A 17,396-nucleotide genomic window follows, 5' to 3' on the forward strand; every position below is an offset into this window, starting at 1 on the left:
CCCACCGCCAGCCCGCCGGCGTTACCGTGCGGGCGCTTCAAGCGGTGGATAGCTGATGGAAGCGGGCTCCAGCGGCGCCGCGGTGGGCGACGCGGGGGGCCGCTGGGAAGCGGGATACCGGGCCAGCTGCTCCGGCGTGGCCTCGAGCACGGGCACCTTGCCCTTGGAGCCGCGCGACCCCAGGGCCGCCACGAACTCCGTCTCGGTCGGCATCTCGTCGCCCTCGGAGCGCTCGAGCGCGTCCCCCTTGAAGTACACGGTCAGCTTGCGGGTCTGGGCATCTTCGCCGGGGCGCTTGAGCGTGAACACGTATTCCCAACGGTCGGCATGGAACAGGCTGGTGACCAGCGGGGTTCCCAGAATCTCTCGCACCTGCTGGCGGCTCATGCCAGGCTGGAGCGCCTCGACCTGCTCGCGCGAGACAAAATTGCCTTGCACCACATCTATCTTGTAGGGGGTGACAATGTTGGCAATGCGGGTACTGGCGCCATCCAGGCTGCTGCAGCCGGCCAGGGCGGCCACGCTGGCACCGATCAACAGGACCAGGCCCAGGCGGGCGCTGCAACGGGCTTTGACGGGCATGGGTAAAAGGGCTGAGGATATGATCGCCCCATTGTAGCGGCAGGCCCTCCGACCCCCAGGCGGGGCCGCATCCCGAAAGACCATGCCATGACCAACATCGACGAACTCAAAAGCACGGGACTCAAGGCCACGCTGCCCCGCCTGAAGATTCTGGAAATCTTCCAGAAGGGCGCGCAGCGCCACATGACGGCCGAGGACGTGTTTCGCGTGCTGCTGGAGGAGCGCTCGGACATCGGCCTGGCCACGGTCTACCGCGTGCTCACGCAGTTCGAGCAGGCCAGCATCCTGATCCGCAGCAATTTCGAGAGCGGCAAGGCGGTGTACGAGCTCAACGAAGGCCAGCACCACGACCACTTCGTGTGCACCTCGTGCGGCAAGGTGGAAGAGTTCTACGACCCCGAGATCGAAAAACGCCAGCAGGCCGTGGCCAAGGCCAAGGGCTGGCTGGTGCAGGACCACACCATGGCGCTGTACGGGCAGTGCGCCGACTGCGCTAAGAAATGACTCCCCCCTGAGCCACCTTCGGCGTCTTCCCCCTAAGGGGGACGCTCCCGGCGCGGCGGGGCGGCCCTTGCGCGGGAGCCCTGGTATGGGCCGCGCCAGTTTCGGTGGCCTGAGCGCCGCTAGCCGCCCGTATCGCGCTCCATGGCGCGGCGATGGCGTTCGACAAACTCTTGGTAGGTGTCGATGCCGCGCAATTGCAGGATGGTGTTGCGCACGGCGGCCTCGACCAGCACGGCGATGTTGCGGCCGGCGACCACCTGGATCACGACCTTGAGCACGGGCACGCCCAGCACGTCCTGGGTGAGAGGCTCGTAGGGAAGGCGTTCGTAGTCGCGCTCCAGGGTTTCCTTGCGCACCAGGTGCACGATGAGCTTCAGCCGCATCTTGCGGCGCACGGCGGTCTCGCCAAAGATGGCGCGGATATCGAGCAGGCCGATGCCGCGCACTTCCAGCAGGTTCTGCAGCAGTTCGGGGCACTTGCCCTCGATGGTGGTCTGGTTGATGCGGAACAGGTCCACCGCATCGTCGGCCACCAGGCCGTTGCCGCGCGAGATCAGCTCCAGGCCGAGCTCGCTCTTGCCCAGGCCCGATTCGCCGGTGATCATCACCCCCAGGCCCAGGATGTCCATGAACACGCCGTGCATGGTGGTGCGGTCGGCGAAGTGCTTGGACAGGTAGGCGCGCAGCACGTCGATGACAAACGCCGACGACTCGTGCGTGGAGAACATCGGGATCTGCGCCCGTTCGCACATCGACACCAGGGCGTCGGGGGCGGTCTGGTTGTCGGCCAGCACCAGCACGGGCGGCTCGAGAGTCACGATGCGCGCGATGCGGCGCTTGCAATCATCGGGTGAAGCGCTGCCGAGATACGCGATCTCCCGCTCGCCCAGGATCTGGACGCGGTACGGATGGATGTAGTTGAGATAGCCGACCAGATCGGCCCCGGAACGTGCCGAGCGCACCGCCACTTCGTCAAAGCGGCGTTCGGAGGCGCCCAGCCCCGCCACCCACTCCCATTTCAGGAGGCCCCGGAATTCCTCGAAAAGGACATCGGCGCTGACGACATTGGGCTTCACGGTGGATCGGCGACGGTGCGAGCGTGCGTTCGTGCGCGGCGCCAGGCGGCTCAGGCCGTCTGCGTGGACTGCCAGCCCGCGATCATGCCGTGCAGCTCGGTGGCGTCGGTGCAGCCCTTGAGCCGTTCACGCAGCGCCGAATCGCTCAGCAGCTCGGCGATCTCGGACAGGATTTCCAGGTGCTTTTGCGTGGCCGCTTCGGGCACCAGCAGGAAGATGAGCAGCCCGACGGGCAATTCGTCCGGCGCATCGAACCCGATGGGATTGAGCAGCTGGAACACGGCGGCCATGGGCGCCTTCAGGCCCTTGATGCGACCATGGGGAATGGCCACGCCATGGCCCAGGCCGGTGGAGCCCAGGCGTTCGCGCGCGAACAGGCTGTCGGTGATCAGCGCGCGCGACAGGCCGTGCTGGCTCTCGAAAAGGAGACCCGCTTCTTCAAAAGCACGCTTCTTGCTGGTGGCGTCCACGCACACGAGCACTTGAGCGGAAGGCAGGATGGAGGCGAGTCGGTTCATGGTCAAGGGTAACAATTATGCACACGTTGGCGAAAACCCTGAGCACAACGCATCGGGCAACAAAAAAACCGCCCAGTGGGCGGCTGCTGTGCCAGGCTCAGGGCTGCCGCATCAGGCGTGCAGTTCGCGCTTGGCGGCATCGTGGTGATGGTCCTGCAGGCGATCCTTGTGGCGCACGACCTGGCGGTCCATCTTGTCGACCAGTTCATCCACGGCGGCATACAGGTCGGCGTGGGAGCTTTCGGCAAACAGGTCGTTGCCCTTGACGTGGATGTTGCATTCCGCTCGCTGCCTCTTTTCCTTCTCCTTTTGCTTCTCTACCGTCAGCAGTACCTTGACATCGACAACCTGGTCAAAATGGCGGGTGATCCGGTCCAGCTTGGTGGTGACGTAGTTGCGCAAGGCTGGGGTAACTTCGAGGTGGTGACCGCTGATCGTCAAGTTCATAAATAAGTCTCCTGTAACACTCTCGGTGGAAGAACGCCGCCCTGGATCAGAGGAGCGGCTCGGCGAACCTGGATGCATCCCGTTGACGTGAAGTCACTATGCCCCCGCCCTCCCTGAAAAGCAATCCCATACCGACCCTGTCCGCTGGGTTATGCCAACCAAGGTGCCAAGCCTCCGAAAAGCGCGCACAATGGGCAGGTTGCCGGGTGGTGCGTCGTCCCGTACACCGCCGTCCCGCAGATGCGGCTCCTCACCGTGCCGCGGGCGCCGCGCCGTGCAGCGTGAGCCGCCCCACCACCACCATTGACAGCAGGCTCGCCGCAATGCCCACCACGGCGGCCATCCAGTAGTTCTGCACCAGCCCCTGCGCGTCGCGGCTGATCAGCACCCCGCCCACAAAGGACGCCACGCCCATCGCCGCGGACTGCACCGACGCATTCAGCGTCATGAAGGTGCCGCGCAAGGGCGCCCGGGCCGCCGAGGAAATGATGGCCATGCCCGGAATCATGCGGCCGCTCATCAGCGCGAACATCAGCGTCGACACCACCAGCACGGCCACCAGCGGCACCCCGCGCACCAGCGTGATGCCCAGCAGGGGCAACGCGCCGGCCAGCGCCAGGCAGCGGAACATCACCACCTTGCCCCAGCGGTCCGTGAGCACGCCGAACAGGCGCGCGGTGAACAGCGTCACCACGCCGCCGCACAGGTACACCAGGGGAATCTGGTCGGGCCGCACCCCGGCGTTGGCCTGCATGTAGATGGTGATGTAGGGAATCACCGTGAAGCCGGCGAACATGATGAGCGCCGAGAACAGGAAGGCCCAGCGGTGGTTGGCGTCGGCCAGCACCTGGGCGATGCCACCCAGCGCGGTGCGGCCATCCGCGGCCCGCAGATGCCCCGTCATCACGGGCATGGTGCGTGCCGCCAGAACGGCCAGCACGCCCACCATCAGCGCAATGGCCAGGAATGGCAGGTTCCAGCCCCCGTATTCGGCCAGGATCAGCCCCAGGGGCACACCGGCCACGGTGGACAGGGAAAACGACGTCATCACGATGCCCATCGCGCGCCCGCGCCGCTCGAAGGGGATCACGTCGGCCACGATGGTTTGCGACAGCGCCGACAGCACGCCCCCGAAGGCCCCCGCCAGGATGCGCGCGGCCATGAGCGTGCCGTAGGTGGGTGCCACGCCGCAGGCCAGCGTGGCCAGCCCGAACAAGACGTACAGCGTCAGCAGCAGCCGCTTGCGGCCGAAACGGTCGATGTAGGTCGAGGCCAGCAGCCCGGATGCGCCCGCCGAGAGCGTGTAGGCCGAGACCAGCAGGCCGAACTGCGCATCGCTGATGGCAAACAGCCGCGTGAACTGGGGCCCCAGCGGCATCATGATCATGAAGTCGAGGATGTGGGTGAACTGGATGCCGGCCAGCGTGAGCAGCAGCCACAGTTCTCGGCGGGGGGTCAGGGTGGAATGGGAGGGCACAGGAAGCGGCCAGGGCGGCCAGGTCGGACTCAGGGCCGCCAGTGTGCCGCAACGGCACGAAGCGCGCTGGCCCGTTCGCCAAAGGCGCGTTCCGGTGCGCTCCCGCGCGCCCTCGGGAACCCATGCCACGCGCACGCTTCGGGCCCCGCGCGTAAAATCCACCGGTTGCGCGCCAGCAGGCATTTCCCATGCCCCCGCGCTCCATTCCCCACGTTCTTCGGCCTGCCTGCAGCGGACATTGACCGCCCACCCCGACACCATGACCCAGCCCAGCTCCAACGCCCTGCACACTTCCGCCTTGACCTCGCTGCCCCTGCTGGCCCGTGGCAAGGTGCGCGACAACTACGCCGTGGGCGACGACCGCATCCTGATGGTGGCCAGCGACCGCCTGTCGGCCTTCGACGTGATCATGGGCGAACCCATCCCCGGCAAGGGCGAGCTGCTCACGCAGATGGCGCTGTTCTGGTTCGACAAGCTCGGATACATCTGCCCCAACCACCTGACGGGCGACGCGCCGGAAAGCGTGGTGTCCGCGCAGGAGGCCGCGCAGATCCGTGGACGGTCCATGCTCGTGCAGCGGCTGCAGCCCATCCCCGTCGAAGCCGTGGTGCGCGGCTACCTGGCCGGCAGCGGCTGGAAGGAGTACCAGGAATCGCGCTCGGTCTGCGGCGTGCCGCTGCCCGAAGGGCTGACCAATGCCGCCAAGCTGCCCGCGCCCATCTACACCCCCGCCGCCAAGGCCGCCATGGGCGAGCACGACGAGAACATCACCTTCGAGCGCACGGTGGAGATGATCGGCCTGGACCTGGCGACCCGCATCCGCGACCTCAGCATTGCGATCTACCAGGCCGCCGCCGAGATCGCGCTGACCAAAGGCATGATCATCGCCGACACCAAGTTCGAGTTTGGCCTGGCGCCCGATGGCACGCTGGTGCTGATGGACGAGGTGCTCACGCCCGACAGCTCGCGCTACTGGCCCGTGGAAGGCTACGAAGCCGCCCTGGCCGCCGGCCAGAACCCGCCAAGCTACGACAAGCAGTTCGTGCGCGACTGGCTGGAGCAGGCCCAGGTGAACGGCAAGCCCTGGGACAAGACCGCGCCCGCCCCCCGCCTGCCGCGCGAAGTGATCGAAAAAACCGCCGCCAAGTACCGCGAGGCGCTGGAGCGTTTGGTCGGTTAAACGGCGACCTGCCTAAAAAACACAAAAGGCTCCCAACCGGGAGCCTTTTCTTTTCTGCCCATCGCACGATGCCGTCGCAACGGGCACGGTACAGGCCAGCGGCCGCCGTGCAAGGGCCGCCCCGCCGCACTGGCGGCGTCCCCCTTCCAGGGGGAAGGCGCAAGGCGCCTCAGGGGGTAGCCTGTTCTAGCTCAGCACCACGCTCGACAGCCGGCGCCGGTAGGTCGCCACCACCGGGTCGTCGGGCGGGATCTGGCCGTCGGCCACTTTCGCCTTGGGGGGTTCGATGATCTCGAGGATGGCCACGTAGGTCTTGCGGGCGATCTCTTCGCCCCAGGCCTTGTCGCGCATGAGGATTTCGAGCAGTTCGTCCATCGCGTCCGTCCAGCGCTGGCCGGCCAAGAGCCAGCGGGCGCGGGCGTAGCGGGTATCGAAATCGCGCTTGTTGGCGGCAATCTTGGCATCAAAATCGGCCTCAGCGCTTTCTCCATATGCGCCAGAAGCTACGAAATCAATAGCATCCATCCAGACTTTCAGCGCGCCGAGCTTGCGCGAGCCCGCGGCCTTGGCGATCACGGGGGCGAACGCGACCTTGGCATCGTCCTCGCGGTGCAGCTGCAGCAGGAGCTTGACGTAGTCGAAGCGCGCATCGTCGTTGGAGGGATCGGTCACCACCGCATGCTGCAGCTTCTCCAGCGCGGTGCTGGTGTCGCCCTCGGCCAGGGCGTCCTGGGCTTCTTCCTCCTCCATTTCGGCCACCATTTCCTCGGCGGTGGGCACGTGCTTGTCGAGGAAGGCGCGCACCTGGCCCTCGGGCAGGGCCCCCATGAAGCCGTCCACGGGCTGGCCGTTCATGAGCAGCACACAGGTGGGGATGCTGCGGATGCCGAACATGCCCGCCAGCTGCTGCTCCTGGTCCGAGTCGATCTTGACGAGCTTGAAGCGGCCGGCGTATTCGGTCTCGAGCTTTTCCAGCACCGGCCCCAGCGACTTGCAGGGGCCGCACCAGGGCGCCCAGAAGTCCACCAGCACGGGCACGGTCATCGAGGCGGCAACGACCTCGGCTTCAAAGTTCTCTACGGTGACGTCAATCATGGTGGTGTACGGGCGGGGCCGGTCAAGCTGGTTGGTTCACGCTATTTTGGCCCATCGACATGCCCGGGTGCGGCGAAGGGAAGCGCAAAAAGTAAAATCGCGGGTTCCACCTACAGCCGTGCCGCGGGCGCAGCCCGCGGCCAAGGCACCTTCCACACCATGAAACCCATCCAGATCGGCGTGGTCATGGGTTCCAGCAGCGACTGGGACACCATGCAGCATGCAGTGCAGATTCTTGAGCAATTCGGCATCCCGCACGAGGCCCGCGTGGTTTCGGCCCACCGCATGCCCGACGACATGTTCGCCTACGCCGAGGCGGCCGCCGGCCGGGGCCTGAAGGCCATCATTGCGGGTGCCGGTGGCGCCGCCCATCTGCCCGGCATGATTGCCGCCAAGACCACCGTGCCCGTGCTGGGCGTGCCCGTGGCCAGTCGCCACCTGCAGGGTGTGGATTCGCTGCACAGCATCGTGCAGATGCCCAAGGGCATCCCCGTGGCCACGTTCGCCATCGGCACGGCGGGCGCTGCCAATGCCGCCCTGTTTGCCGTCGCCCTGCTGGCCAACGAAAGCCCCGAACTGCGCCAGCGGCTCGAAGCCTTCCGCGCCGAGCAGACCGAGGTGGCCCGCAACATGACCTTGCCGCCCGCCGCATGAGCGCCGGCAACAAACCCCTCCTGCCGGGATCGACGCTGGGCGTGCTCGGCGGCGGCCAGCTGGGCCGCATGTTTGTGCACCAGGCGCAGGCCATGGGTTACTTCACGGCCGTGCTCGACGCCGACCCCACCAGCCCCGCCGGGCTGGTGAGCCACCACCACATCCAGACGGGCTATGAAGATCCGCAGGGCCTGGCCGAACTGGCCCGCCTGGCCGATGCGGTGACCACCGAGTTCGAAAACGTGCCCTCGGCCGCGCTGGCCGCCCTGGCAGCGCAGCGCCCCGTGTCGCCCGCCGCCAGCGCCGTGTCGGTGGCGCAGGACCGTGCGCGGGAAAAAGCCCATTTCGTGGCCTGCGGCGTGCCCTGCGCGCCGTATGCGGTGATCGAAACGGCTGAGCAACTGGCTGCAGTTTCTTCTGATCTGTTGCCAGGCATCCTGAAAACGGCTCGCATGGGCTACGACGGCAAAGGCCAGGTGCGCGTGAAGACCGCTGCCGAACTCGCCGCTGCGTGGGACGCGGTCGGCAAGGTGCCCTGCGTGCTGGAGAAGATGCTGCCGCTGGCACTGGAATGCTCGGTGATCGTGGCGCGCGGCGCCGACGGGGCCACCGTGCACCTGCCCGTGCAGCGCAACCTGCACCGCGACGGCATCCTGGCCGTGACGGAGGTTTTTGAACAAAATCTGCCTCCAGCGCTTATTCAGCAAGCGGTAGCAGCTGCAATTTCGATAGCAAACGGCCTGCAGTACGTCGGCGTGCTCTGCGTGGAGTTCTTCGTGCTGCAGGACGGCAGCCTGGTGGTCAACGAGATCGCCCCGCGCCCGCACAACAGCGGCCACTACAGCCAGAACGCCTGCGACGTGTCGCAGTTCGAGCTGCAGGTGCGCACCATGGCCCGCCTGCCGCTCACGCAGCCGCGCCAGCACAGCCCCGCCGTGATGCTCAACCTGCTGGGCGATCTGTGGTTTGCGCAGGGCGGCACGGAGCAGACGCCCCCCTGGGCCGAGGTGCTGGCCCTGCCCGGCACGCACCTGCACCTGTATGGCAAGCGCGACGCCAAGCGCGGCCGCAAGATGGGCCACCTCAACATCACCGCCGCCACCCCCGACGCTGCGCGGGCCACCGCCCTGCGGGCTGCGGCCCTCCTGGGCATCGCGCCGTTCTGACCATGATTCTTGACGGCACCCAGCCCGCATCCATCGCCGCCGCAGCGCGGGCCGTGCGCAGCGGCGCGCTGCTGGGCCTGCCCACCGAAACCGTGTATGGCCTGGCCGCCGACGCCAGCAGCGATACCGCCGTGGCGCAGATCTTCGCCGCCAAGGGGCGCCCCAGCGATCACCCGCTGATCGTGCACGTGGCCAATGCCGAAGGCATTCGCCACTTCGCCAGCGCGGTGCCGGGCTTCGCGCAGAAGCTCGTCGATGCCTTCTGGCCCGGACCGCTCACGCTCATCCTGCCGCGCCTGCCCGGCGTGGCCACGGCCGCCACTGGCGGCCAGGACAGCGTGGGGCTGCGCTGCCCCGCCCACCCCGTGGCGCACGCGCTGCTGCTGGCCTGCGCCGCGCCCGGCGATGGCGATGCCCTGGGCGGCCCGCCCGTGTGGGGCGTGGCGGCCCCCAGCGCCAACCGCTTTGGCCGCGTGAGCCCCACCACCGCCCAGCATGTGCAGGACGAGCTGGGCGCCGGGCTGCTGGTGCTTGACGGCGGGCCCTGCGCCGTAGGCATCGAATCGACGATCGTGGACTGCACGCGCGGCGTGCCGGTGCTGCTGCGCCCGGGCGCCGTCACGCGCGAGCAGATTGAGGCCGCCTGCGGCACCGCGCCGCTGTCCAGGGACGACCTGCCCGCGCTCACGCCGCGCGCCTCCGGCACGCTCGAAGCGCACTACGCGCCCGCCGCCAAGGTGCGCCTGATGGACGCCAAGGCCCTGCAGACCGGCCTGGACCTGCTGGGCGCCGACGCCGCCCACATCGCGGTCTATGCCCGTGCCGCGCTGCGCACCCAGTCCTCCAGGCTCGTCATGCGCCGCATGCCCGACGACGCGGCCGCCACGGCCCAGCAGCTGTTCGCCGTGCTGCGCGGCTTCGACGACGACGGCGTGAAACTGATCTGGATCGAGACCCCGCCCGCCGAGCCCGAGTGGGAAGGCGTTCGTGACCGCCTGCAACGGGCATCTGCCGCATGATTCCAGCCGCACAAGGCGGCTTTACATGGGTTGACGTTGCACCGCTAAACTACCCCCCACTTTTCTGGAGAAATACATGGCAGCAAATTGGATGCGCCGCACCGTTCTGGTCGCCGCATGTGCGTCGGCCGCGTTGCTTGCGGCCTGCGGTTCAAGCACCACCGAATCGGCCATCACGCCCGAGCGCTTCATCGCGTTCGGCGATGCCAACAGCGACGTGGGGCAAAAGGGAACGCGCTACACCGTCAATGACGGCAGCGTGAACAACTGGACCCTGCAGGTGGCCGCCAACTACGGCAAGCCCCTCACGGCCGCCTCGGCGGGCGGCAAGAGCTACGCGGTGGGCAACGCCCGCGTCAAGGCCAAGCCCGACGCCGCGGGCAACGCCAGCACCCCCACCATCACCGAGCAGATCGATACTTTCCTGGCCAGCGGCAGCTTCGCGGCCAACGACGTGGTGATCCTGAGCGGCGGCATCAGCGACGTGATCGCCGGCATGGCCGCCGTGCAGGCAGGCACCCAGACGGAAGCCGCCATGGTGGCCGCAGCCCGCCAGGCCGGTGAGGACATGGCCGCGCAGGTGCGCCGCCTCGTCGCCGCGGGCGCCAAGTACGTGGTGGTGACCGGCACCTATGACCTGAGCAAGACCCCCTGGGCCAAGGCCATCCGCCGCGAGGCGCTGCTGACCGACGCCAGCAGCCGCTTCAACGACGGCCTGCTCGTGGGCATCGTGGACCTCGGCGCCAACGTGCTGTACGTCGATTCCGCCTACTACGTGAACCTGTACACGAGCGTGCCCGCCAACTACGGTTTCAACAACGCCACGACGCCCGTGTGCACCTCCGTGGACGCCGCCAACGGCATCGGCATCGGCGCGGGCCAGGTCAACTCGGCCCTGTGCACCCCCTCGACGCTGCTGGCGGGCGCCAACCAGGCCTCCTACGTGTTCGCCGACCCGGTGTACCTCACCCCTTCGGCACAACGCCAGTTCGGCACCTACGCCCATGACCGGCTGAAGGCGCGCTGGTAACCCCCCTGCGGGGTGGCGGCGCTCGTGGAGCGCGCCACCGGGAGGCACAAAAAAAGCCGACCCCAGGGTCGGCTTTTTGCTGTGCGCCCTGCCCTGGGCGGGCAGGGCGGATGCTTTTGCCTACTTGACGGTGTCAAACACTGCACGGGCCTGTGCATGGCAGAAGGGTGGCTCATACGTGCCGTGGTAGGCGGCGTAGTAGGTCGCGAATGCGGCCGATGCCGGATCGGTGGGGGCCTGGCCGCCCGGGCCGAAGGTGGCCTGGATCGCGGCATCGACGTCCACCGACGCCACGTTGGTCAGGCCCCGGCTGTCGAAGTCGGCCTTCATCACACGTTGGTGGATCGCAGGCGGCACCGTGGGGTCGCCCGCCCCTCCGCACAGCAGCACGCGGGCCTTGGGGTTCCAGCCCAGCAGGTCGTTCTTCTTGGCCGCCAGGTACAGGGGGTGGGTGGTGCTGGTCTGCGAGCCCGTGATGAAGGCGGGCTGGAACAGCGCATCACGCGCCTGGTTGGGCGTGCCCGCAGGCAGGGTGCCCGAGGTGACCAGCGTGGTGTAGGTCAGCGTGGGGTGGGGCAGCAGGGTCTCGATGTAGCCCGAGTACGGCGCCTTGAAGACCTGCTTGACGTCCGTGTAGACATCGCCATAGACCTTCTGCCAGGCCGTCACCAGGTACGGAACGAAGAACTGCACGCCCGCGATGGCGTCCGGGATGCGCAGCGAACCCGACAGGTTGTAGGGGCCCGCCAGGTGGGCGCCGGCCACCACGTTGAATTCATTGCCGTAGTCGCGCTCCGCGGAGCGGTGCGCCGCCATCGACGAGTGCCCGCCCTGCGAGTAGCCCGTGAACATGACCTTGCCCGACAGATTGGCGCCCACGCTGCCCGCCGCGTTGCGGGCGGCGCGCACCGAGTCGATGACCGAGGTGGCTTCCGAGTCGGCGTGCAGGTAGGGGTGGTAGCTGTAGCCCGACTTGGCAAACCCCAGGTAGTCGGTGGCCACCACGGCATAGCCCTGGGCGGCGTACATGGCAGCGAGCAGGAAGGTTTCGCTGTCCTGCGGATTGGCCAGGGTGCGGGGCTTTTGCACGTCGGTGCCCTTGGCATAGGCGACCAGCGGCGCGGCGGTGCTGCAGCTGCCCGCGGGCACGAGCATCACGCCGGAGGCGTTGGTGCTCTCGCCCCCCTTGGCGCCCGCGGTGGCGTAATTGAGCGCAACCACCTTCACGTCGCATTTCGCCTTGCCGGTGATGGCCTGCAGGCCGCTGCTGGAAGTGCCTGCGTCGATCTGCGCGGCCGTCAGCGTGGTGAGCACCGCCGGGGGATCGATCAGCGCGCCGCGGGCGGGATCGTCGGAGCCACCGCAGGCAACAAGCAGGACCGCGGCGGCGGCGACACAGGTAAGGCGGAAATACGTCATGAATGGATACCTCAGGTCTGGAAGGAACGACGCATCGTGCGCGCACCTGCACTGCACCATCCATAGGGGATAACGCGGACCGCACCGGGCGCGCAGACGCCTAGGCGACAGCGTGCTGCCACGGGCCGGCGGTCAGTGCCCGCCGCCTGCCCCGTAGGCCACCTTCATTCCCAGGATCGTCCCCGCCAGCGCGAGCGTGATGGCATTGGCCGCCACGATGGGCCAGGCCGCCAGGGTCAGCCCATAGACCAGCCACAGCGCCACGCCCGCCGTGAACACGCTGTACATGCCCAGCGAAATGCCGCGGACATCCCGCGTGCGGAAGGTGTGCAGCGCCTGCGGCACGAAGCTGCAGGTGGTCATGGCGGCGGCAAGGTAGCCGATGAGCTCGGTCGTGGGCATGGGGCGGTGGTTCCGGAAACCTGTTCGAAGCGAAGGCCCGGGCGCGCGGGGCCGGGGCAACGCCGGATTATTCACTGGTCACGCGCCGCCCAGTCGACCAGGCTGTCCAGCACGGGCCGCGCTGCGCCGGCATTGGCATGGTTGACGACCGCCACCAGCACATAGCGCCGGCCGCTGGCCGCGTGCACGTAGCCCGCCACGGCCATCACGTCGCGCAGGCTGCCCGTCTTGAGGTGGGCCACGCCCGCGCGGCTCTGGCTGCGGCGCAGCGTGCCGTCCACGCCGGAGATGGGCAGCGAGGCCACGAGCTCCGGCATCACGGGCGAGGCCCAGGCCACCTGCAGCATGCGCGCCAGCGCCTGCGCGGTCAGGCGGGCGTCCCGGCTCAGGCCCGCGCCGTTGTCGGCCAGGGGCAGTTCCGCATCGCCCATGCGCGCGAGCCACCACTGGCGCAGGGCCTCGCGGGCACCGTCGAAGGTGGCCACATCGTTCCTTTGCAATGCCAGCGTGAGGAAGACATGCTGCGCCATCACGTTGTTGCTGTATTTGTTCACATCGCGCACCACCTCGGCCAGGGGGGGCGAGGTGGCCACGAAGGCGGGCTTCAGGCCGGCCGGCACCTTGCCCTCGCGCACGCTGCCCGTGAGCTTGCCGCCCAGTTCGCGCCACATGCCTTCCACCGCGCGCGCCGCAAAGCCGCGCGGGTCGGCCGCCGCCACGGGCCACACGCGTTCGCCGCAGGCGGCCGGGTACACCCCCTGGAAGGCCACCTTGGCGGGGTCGGCCAGCTCCGCGCGCAGGGCGCCACGCCAGTCTCCGCACTCGGTGCCCGGCGCCGCCAGCGCCACGGTGGGCTGGCGCGACACGCCCGCCAGGGGCGGGTCGTACTGGATGCGGGCCAGCCCGCCGGCGGCGTCGGGCACGAAGGTCATCACCGAGGACTTGTAGTTGAGCAGCAGCGCGTCGGGCGCGGCGTTGTACGGGCGCAGGGGCTCGCCGTCAAAGCGCGCCGGGTCGTGGTCGGGCACATCGAAGGCGGTGCGGTCGAGCACGATGTCGCCCACGATGACCTGGATGCCCTGGCCCTGCAGGCGCCGCATCAGCAACCACAGGCGCTCCATGACGAGCTTGGGGTCGCCCTGGCCCTGGATGTAGACATTGCCGCGCAGGCTGCCCTCCTGCACCGTGCCCTGCACGTAGACCGGGGTGTTCCACACATAGGCGGGGCCCAGCTGCTCCAGCGCCGCGTAAGTGGTCACCAGCTTCATCACCGACGCCGGGTTGACCTGGGCCTGCGCGCGGTGCGAAAGGCGCGCCGCAGCGCGGCCGCCCTGGGCATCCACGACCACCACCGACAGCGCCTCGCGCGGCAGCCTGGCGCGCTGCAGGGCCGCCTCGACTTCCGGGGGCAACGAAACGGGTGCGGGGGTGGCGGACTGCGCCCCGGCGGCGCCGGCGGCCCCCGCCAGGACAAGCGATGCCGCGCAGCAGCGCACGGCATCCCGCAGCGCATTCCAGCGCCAGGCAACAGGAAGAGAAAACATGGCGGAAGTCTATCGCCCGGCGCCAGGGGCGGCCTCTGCCCCGGCCCTGCCGGCAAGCCGCGCGCCAGCGCTGGCGGCGGCAGGCACCGATAATCCCCCGATGCGCTTTTCTCCTCGTGCCATGGGCCTGCTGGCGGCGGTCGTGACCGTCACCATCTGGACAGGCTTCATCGTCATTGCCCGCGCCTCGGCCCAGCGCACGCTCACCCCGTTCGACATCGCGCTGCTGCGCATCACCGGCGCCAGCCTGGTGCTGCTGCCCTGGGGCTGGTGGATGGTGCGGCGGCGCACGGCGGCGCAGGGCGCGTCCGCCCCGCCCTCCAGCCTGGGGGGCATCTCGCCCCTGCCGCTGCGCACCACGGCCCTGCTGGGCATCTTCGGCGGGCTGCTGTACGCCATGCTGGCCTACGCGGGGTTCTTCCATGCGCCCGCCACCCACGCGGCCGTGCTGATGCCGGGCAGCCTGCCGCTGTGGACGGCGCTGCTGGCCGCCGCGCTGCTGCGCGACCACATCACCCCGCTGCGTGCCGCGGGCCTGGCCTTCATCGTGGCGGGCGACCTGCTGGTGGGCGGCCGCAGCCTGCTGGCGGCCTTCTCGGGGGGCGACGTGTGGAAGGGCGACCTGCTCTTCATGATGGCGGCCGCGAGCTGGGCCACCTACAGCGTGCTGGCCCGGCGCCACGCGGTGGACGCCGTGCAGGCCACCATCGCGATCACGGCGTTTGCCTGCCTGGTCTATGTGCCCGGCTATGCCCTGCTGACCACGCTGGGCGCCGTCACCAGCCACCTGGCGCTGGCGCCCTGGAGCGAGATCGTCTTTCACATGGTGTTCCAGGGCGGCGGCTCGGTGGTGATCTCGGGCATCGGCTTCACGCGCATGATCCAGCACTATGGGCCCGTGCGCTCCACCATGATCACGGCGCTGGTGCCTGGCCTCTCGGCCATCGGTGCCGTGGTGTTCCTGGACGAGCCGATGTACTGGAACCTCGTCGCCGGCCTGCTGCTGGTGACTGCCGGTATCCTGCTGGGCGTGCTGCACAGGAGCCCGGCGGGCCCGGCCGCCACCGCCACGCCCGCCCCTGGCCACACCGCCTCCTGACCTCCTTTTGCCGCGCAAACCCCCAGGCCCCATGAATCTGCTTGCCTTCGACACCAGCACCGACACCCTCTCCATCGCGGTACAGCAGGGCGATGCCGTGTGGCATCACACGGGCCCCGGGGGCGCGCAGGCATCGGCCACCCTGATCCCGGCGGTGCGCAGCCTGATGGCGCAGGCCGGCGTGTCGTTCGACACGCTCGAGGCCATCGTGTTTGGCCGGGGGCCGGGGTCCTTCACCGGCCTGCGCACCGCCTGCGCCGTGGCCCAGGGGCTGGCGTTTGGCGCGCGCGGGGGCCACGGCGTGCCGGTGCTGCCCGTGGACACCCTGCTCGCGGTGGCCGAGGAGGCGCGCCACGCGCAGGGCTGCACGCGCGTGGTGGCGGTGCTGGACGCGCGCATGGACGAGGTCTACCACGCGCGCTGCGAATGGCGGGCCCCCGAGGCACGCTGGCAGGCCGACGCCGACTTTGGACTGGGCGCGCCGGAATCCGTGCTGCCGCCCCCGGGCTGGACGGTGGCGGGCAATGCGCAGGCCCCCTACGGCGACCGGCTCGCGCCCGATGCCCCCCATGTGGCCGCGCTGCCCACGGCCGGTGCGCTGCTGCGCCTGGCCCCTGCGCTGCTGGCCGCCGGCCACGGCGTGCCAGCCCGCGATGCGCTGCCGCGCTATATCCGCGATAAAGTGGCGCAAACCACCGCCGAACGTGCCGCCCTGCGCGCCGCCCAGGCGGCAGCCAACCCGCAGGAACCCGGGGTTGGCGCGTCCCAGTGAACCTTGTCCTGGCCACCACCGCATGAGCGCCCTGCCCACCCCGCCCGCCCGCGCCCTGGAAGCGCGCTTTGAAACCCTCACGCTCGCGCGGCTCGACGCCGTGCTGGCGGTGGAGCAACGCGCCTATTCGCACCCCTGGACGCGCGGCAACTTCACCGATGCGCTGGCCTCGGGCTACCAGGCCCAGCTGCTCATGGCCGGCGACCATCTGCTGGGCTACTTCGTGGCGATGCTGGGCGTGGACGAAGTGCACCTGCTCAACATCACCGTCACGCCCGAATTCCAGCGCCAGGGCTGGGCGCGGGTGCTGCTTGATGCGCTGGCCCTGTGGGCACGCGGACGGGGTGCGCAGTGGCTGTGGCTGGAGGTGCGCGTGAGCAACGTGCGCGCTCAGCACATCTACCAGGCGCACGGATTTCGCCGCGTGGGCGAACGCAAGCGCTACTACCCCGCGGCCGAGGGCCAGCGCGAAGACGCCGTGGTCATGAGCCTGCCCCTGTAACCCGCAAGAACCACCCACCCCGCCCGTATGAGCCTCCACCTCGATGCGCGACAGCGCGCCATGCTGCAAGAAATGGGCGTCACCGTGTGGGGCCCGCCACAGGCCGTGGCGGTGGCGGCGCCAGCCGCGCAAGCAGCGGGCGCCACAGCAGCCCCCGGCACCGATCGCCCACCGGCGCGGCCCGCCCTGGTGGCCGCCACGACAGCCCTGGCCGCCGCCCCCGACCGCGCGGCGCCCCCCACCCCGCCCCGGGTGCCCGCGCGCGCTGCACCGGCGCCAGCGCAGGACACGCCGCCCTCCACCCTCTCCACCGCGACGGCCCCCGTCGCCCCGGCCCTGAGGCTGCACGCGCCCCAGCCGCTGTACCCCCTGGCCGATCCGGCGCAGGCGCCCGCCGGGCTGGGCCCGGGCTGGCTGATCGTGGCCGAATGCCTCACCCCCGACGACCCGCTGGGCGGCGACGCAGGCCGCCTGCTCGACAACATGCTGCGCGCCATGCAACTGCACCGGCATCCCCGCGTGTTCCTGGCCGCGCTGGAGCGCCCCGCCCCCGGCACGCAGGCGAGCGCGGACATCCAGGCCACGCTGGCCGAGACCGTGGCATCGCTGCAGCCCGCCCTGGTGCTGGTGCTGGGCCATGTCGCGGCGCGCGTGGCGCTGGGCCGCACCGAACCGCTGGGCCGCCTGCGCGCGGGGCCACACGCGCTGGGCGGGTGCCCCGCCGTGGTGACCTACGACCCCGCCTTCCTGCTGCGCTCGCAGGAGACCAAGGCCGCCGCCTGGGCCGACCTGTGCCGGGCACTGGCCATCGTGCGCCAGGCTTCATCCACCTGACCACGGCGGGCGCGGGCTTTTGCCACGGGCCCGCCGCGGCGGCAGTGCCATAATCCGCCGCCTGTCCATTTTTTAC

19 protein-coding genes are annotated in these 17,396 nt (G+C 69.4%); 10 read left to right on the forward strand and 9 right to left on the reverse strand.

Translation table 11 applies throughout. The features are described from left to right. Positions 1-21: 21 nt before the first annotated feature. Complete coding sequence (locus tag AC1RVY_RS10480) at positions 22-582, reverse strand: outer membrane protein assembly factor BamE (protein WP_218297858.1); 561 nt, start codon at positions 580-582, stop codon at positions 22-24. An 87-nt stretch (positions 583-669) separates the two neighbouring features. Here AC1RVY_RS10480 and fur point away from each other — a divergent pair, with 87 nt between their 5' ends. Further along, on the forward strand, positions 670-1,086 hold the full coding sequence (gene fur / locus AC1RVY_RS10485; protein ID WP_218297859.1) for a ferric iron uptake transcriptional regulator: 417 nt from the start codon (positions 670-672) through the stop codon (positions 1,084-1,086). 119 nt (positions 1,087-1,205) lie between these two features. Here the strand turns inward: fur and hprK are convergent, their stop codons facing one another. From hprK to AC1RVY_RS10505, 4 genes are all read right to left on the reverse strand, one after another. Then, a complete protein-coding gene (gene hprK / locus AC1RVY_RS10490) occupies positions 1,206-2,162 on the reverse strand; it encodes an HPr(Ser) kinase/phosphatase (RefSeq protein WP_218297860.1) in 957 nt (318 codons plus the stop codon). A 50-nt stretch (positions 2,163-2,212) separates the two neighbouring features. Further along, positions 2,213-2,680, reverse strand: a complete 468-nt coding sequence (locus AC1RVY_RS10495) for a PTS sugar transporter subunit IIA (RefSeq protein ID WP_218297861.1) — start codon at positions 2,678-2,680, stop codon at positions 2,213-2,215. Positions 2,681-2,791: 111 nt separating this feature from the next. Continuing rightward, positions 2,792-3,127, reverse strand: coding sequence for a ribosome hibernation-promoting factor, HPF/YfiA family (gene hpf, locus AC1RVY_RS10500; protein WP_218297862.1), 336 nt, complete (start codon positions 3,125-3,127; stop codon positions 2,792-2,794). Positions 3,128-3,377: 250 nt separating this feature from the next. Continuing rightward, positions 3,378-4,604 carry an MFS transporter gene (locus AC1RVY_RS10505; RefSeq protein WP_218297863.1) on the reverse strand — a complete coding sequence of 409 codons (1,227 nt, stop codon included), beginning with the start codon at positions 4,602-4,604 and terminating at the stop codon, positions 3,378-3,380. Positions 4,605-4,863: 259 nt separating this feature from the next. Between AC1RVY_RS10505 and AC1RVY_RS10510 the strand changes: the two genes are divergently transcribed. Beyond that, positions 4,864-5,784: a phosphoribosylaminoimidazolesuccinocarboxamide synthase gene (locus tag AC1RVY_RS10510; RefSeq protein ID WP_218297864.1), complete on the forward strand. Its 921-nt coding sequence runs from the start codon at positions 4,864-4,866 to the stop codon at positions 5,782-5,784. 186 nt (positions 5,785-5,970) lie between these two features. On the opposite strand, the gene trxA is transcribed toward AC1RVY_RS10510, so the two are convergent. Further along, complete coding sequence (gene trxA, locus AC1RVY_RS10515) at positions 5,971-6,879, reverse strand: thioredoxin (protein ID WP_218297865.1); 909 nt, start codon at positions 6,877-6,879, stop codon at positions 5,971-5,973. Positions 6,880-7,038: 159 nt separating this feature from the next. On the opposite strand from trxA, the gene purE reads away from it, so the two are divergent. The 4 genes from purE to AC1RVY_RS10535 all read left to right on the forward strand — a co-directional run bounded on the left by purE (position 7,039) and on the right by AC1RVY_RS10535 (position 10,748). Next, positions 7,039-7,533 carry a 5-(carboxyamino)imidazole ribonucleotide mutase gene (gene purE, locus AC1RVY_RS10520; protein WP_057227318.1) on the forward strand — a complete coding sequence of 165 codons (495 nt, stop codon included), beginning with the start codon at positions 7,039-7,041 and terminating at the stop codon, positions 7,531-7,533. Then, the gene (locus AC1RVY_RS10525) at positions 7,530-8,699 is read left to right on the forward strand and encodes a 5-(carboxyamino)imidazole ribonucleotide synthase (RefSeq protein ID WP_492806569.1); all 1,170 of its coding nucleotides are present in this window, start codon (positions 7,530-7,532) and stop codon (positions 8,697-8,699) included. The genes purE and AC1RVY_RS10525 overlap by 4 nt, the downstream gene beginning before the upstream one ends. 2 nt (positions 8,700-8,701) lie before the next feature. Then, positions 8,702-9,718 (forward strand): L-threonylcarbamoyladenylate synthase, encoded by a 1,017-nt coding sequence (locus AC1RVY_RS10530; RefSeq protein WP_492806570.1) that lies wholly within the window; start codon positions 8,702-8,704, stop codon positions 9,716-9,718. Positions 9,719-9,794: 76 nt separating this feature from the next. Continuing rightward, on the forward strand, positions 9,795-10,748 hold the full coding sequence (locus tag AC1RVY_RS10535) for an SGNH/GDSL hydrolase family protein (RefSeq protein ID WP_492246533.1): 954 nt from the start codon (positions 9,795-9,797) through the stop codon (positions 10,746-10,748). Between the two features lie 120 nt (positions 10,749-10,868). On the opposite strand, the gene AC1RVY_RS10540 is transcribed toward AC1RVY_RS10535, so the two are convergent. The 3 genes from AC1RVY_RS10540 to dacB all read right to left on the reverse strand — a co-directional run bounded on the left by AC1RVY_RS10540 (position 10,869) and on the right by dacB (position 14,113). Beyond that, entirely contained in the window at positions 10,869-12,167 is a 1,299-nt protein-coding gene (locus tag AC1RVY_RS10540) for a lipase family protein (RefSeq protein ID WP_492246534.1), read from the reverse strand. Positions 12,168-12,299: 132 nt separating this feature from the next. Continuing rightward, positions 12,300-12,569, reverse strand: coding sequence for a SemiSWEET transporter (locus AC1RVY_RS10545; protein ID WP_492806572.1), 270 nt, complete (start codon positions 12,567-12,569; stop codon positions 12,300-12,302). Between the two features lie 71 nt (positions 12,570-12,640). Then, positions 12,641-14,113 (reverse strand): D-alanyl-D-alanine carboxypeptidase/D-alanyl-D-alanine endopeptidase, encoded by a 1,473-nt coding sequence (gene dacB, locus AC1RVY_RS10550; RefSeq protein ID WP_492806573.1) that lies wholly within the window; start codon positions 14,111-14,113, stop codon positions 12,641-12,643. Positions 14,114-14,213: 100 nt separating this feature from the next. On the opposite strand from dacB, the gene AC1RVY_RS10555 reads away from it, so the two are divergent. From AC1RVY_RS10555 to AC1RVY_RS10570, 4 genes are read left to right on the forward strand one after another with little or no spacing between them, the layout of a single operon-like run. Further along, positions 14,214-15,212, forward strand: a complete 999-nt coding sequence (locus AC1RVY_RS10555; protein ID WP_492806575.1) for a DMT family transporter — start codon at positions 14,214-14,216, stop codon at positions 15,210-15,212. A 31-nt stretch (positions 15,213-15,243) separates the two neighbouring features. Beyond that, the gene (tsaB, locus tag AC1RVY_RS10560) at positions 15,244-15,984 is read left to right on the forward strand and encodes a tRNA (adenosine(37)-N6)-threonylcarbamoyltransferase complex dimerization subunit type 1 TsaB (RefSeq protein WP_218297873.1); all 741 of its coding nucleotides are present in this window, start codon (positions 15,244-15,246) and stop codon (positions 15,982-15,984) included. Positions 15,985-16,006: 22 nt separating this feature from the next. Then, on the forward strand, positions 16,007-16,486 hold the full coding sequence (gene rimI, locus AC1RVY_RS10565; RefSeq protein WP_492245261.1) for a ribosomal protein S18-alanine N-acetyltransferase: 480 nt from the start codon (positions 16,007-16,009) through the stop codon (positions 16,484-16,486). 27 nt (positions 16,487-16,513) lie between these two features. Beyond that, positions 16,514-17,320: a uracil-DNA glycosylase family protein gene (locus AC1RVY_RS10570; protein WP_218297875.1), complete on the forward strand. Its 807-nt coding sequence runs from the start codon at positions 16,514-16,516 to the stop codon at positions 17,318-17,320. The last annotated feature ends 76 nt before the right edge of the window (positions 17,321-17,396 follow it).

The sequence above is a fragment of the Acidovorax sp. GW821-FHT11A03 genome (assembly GCF_058809075.1).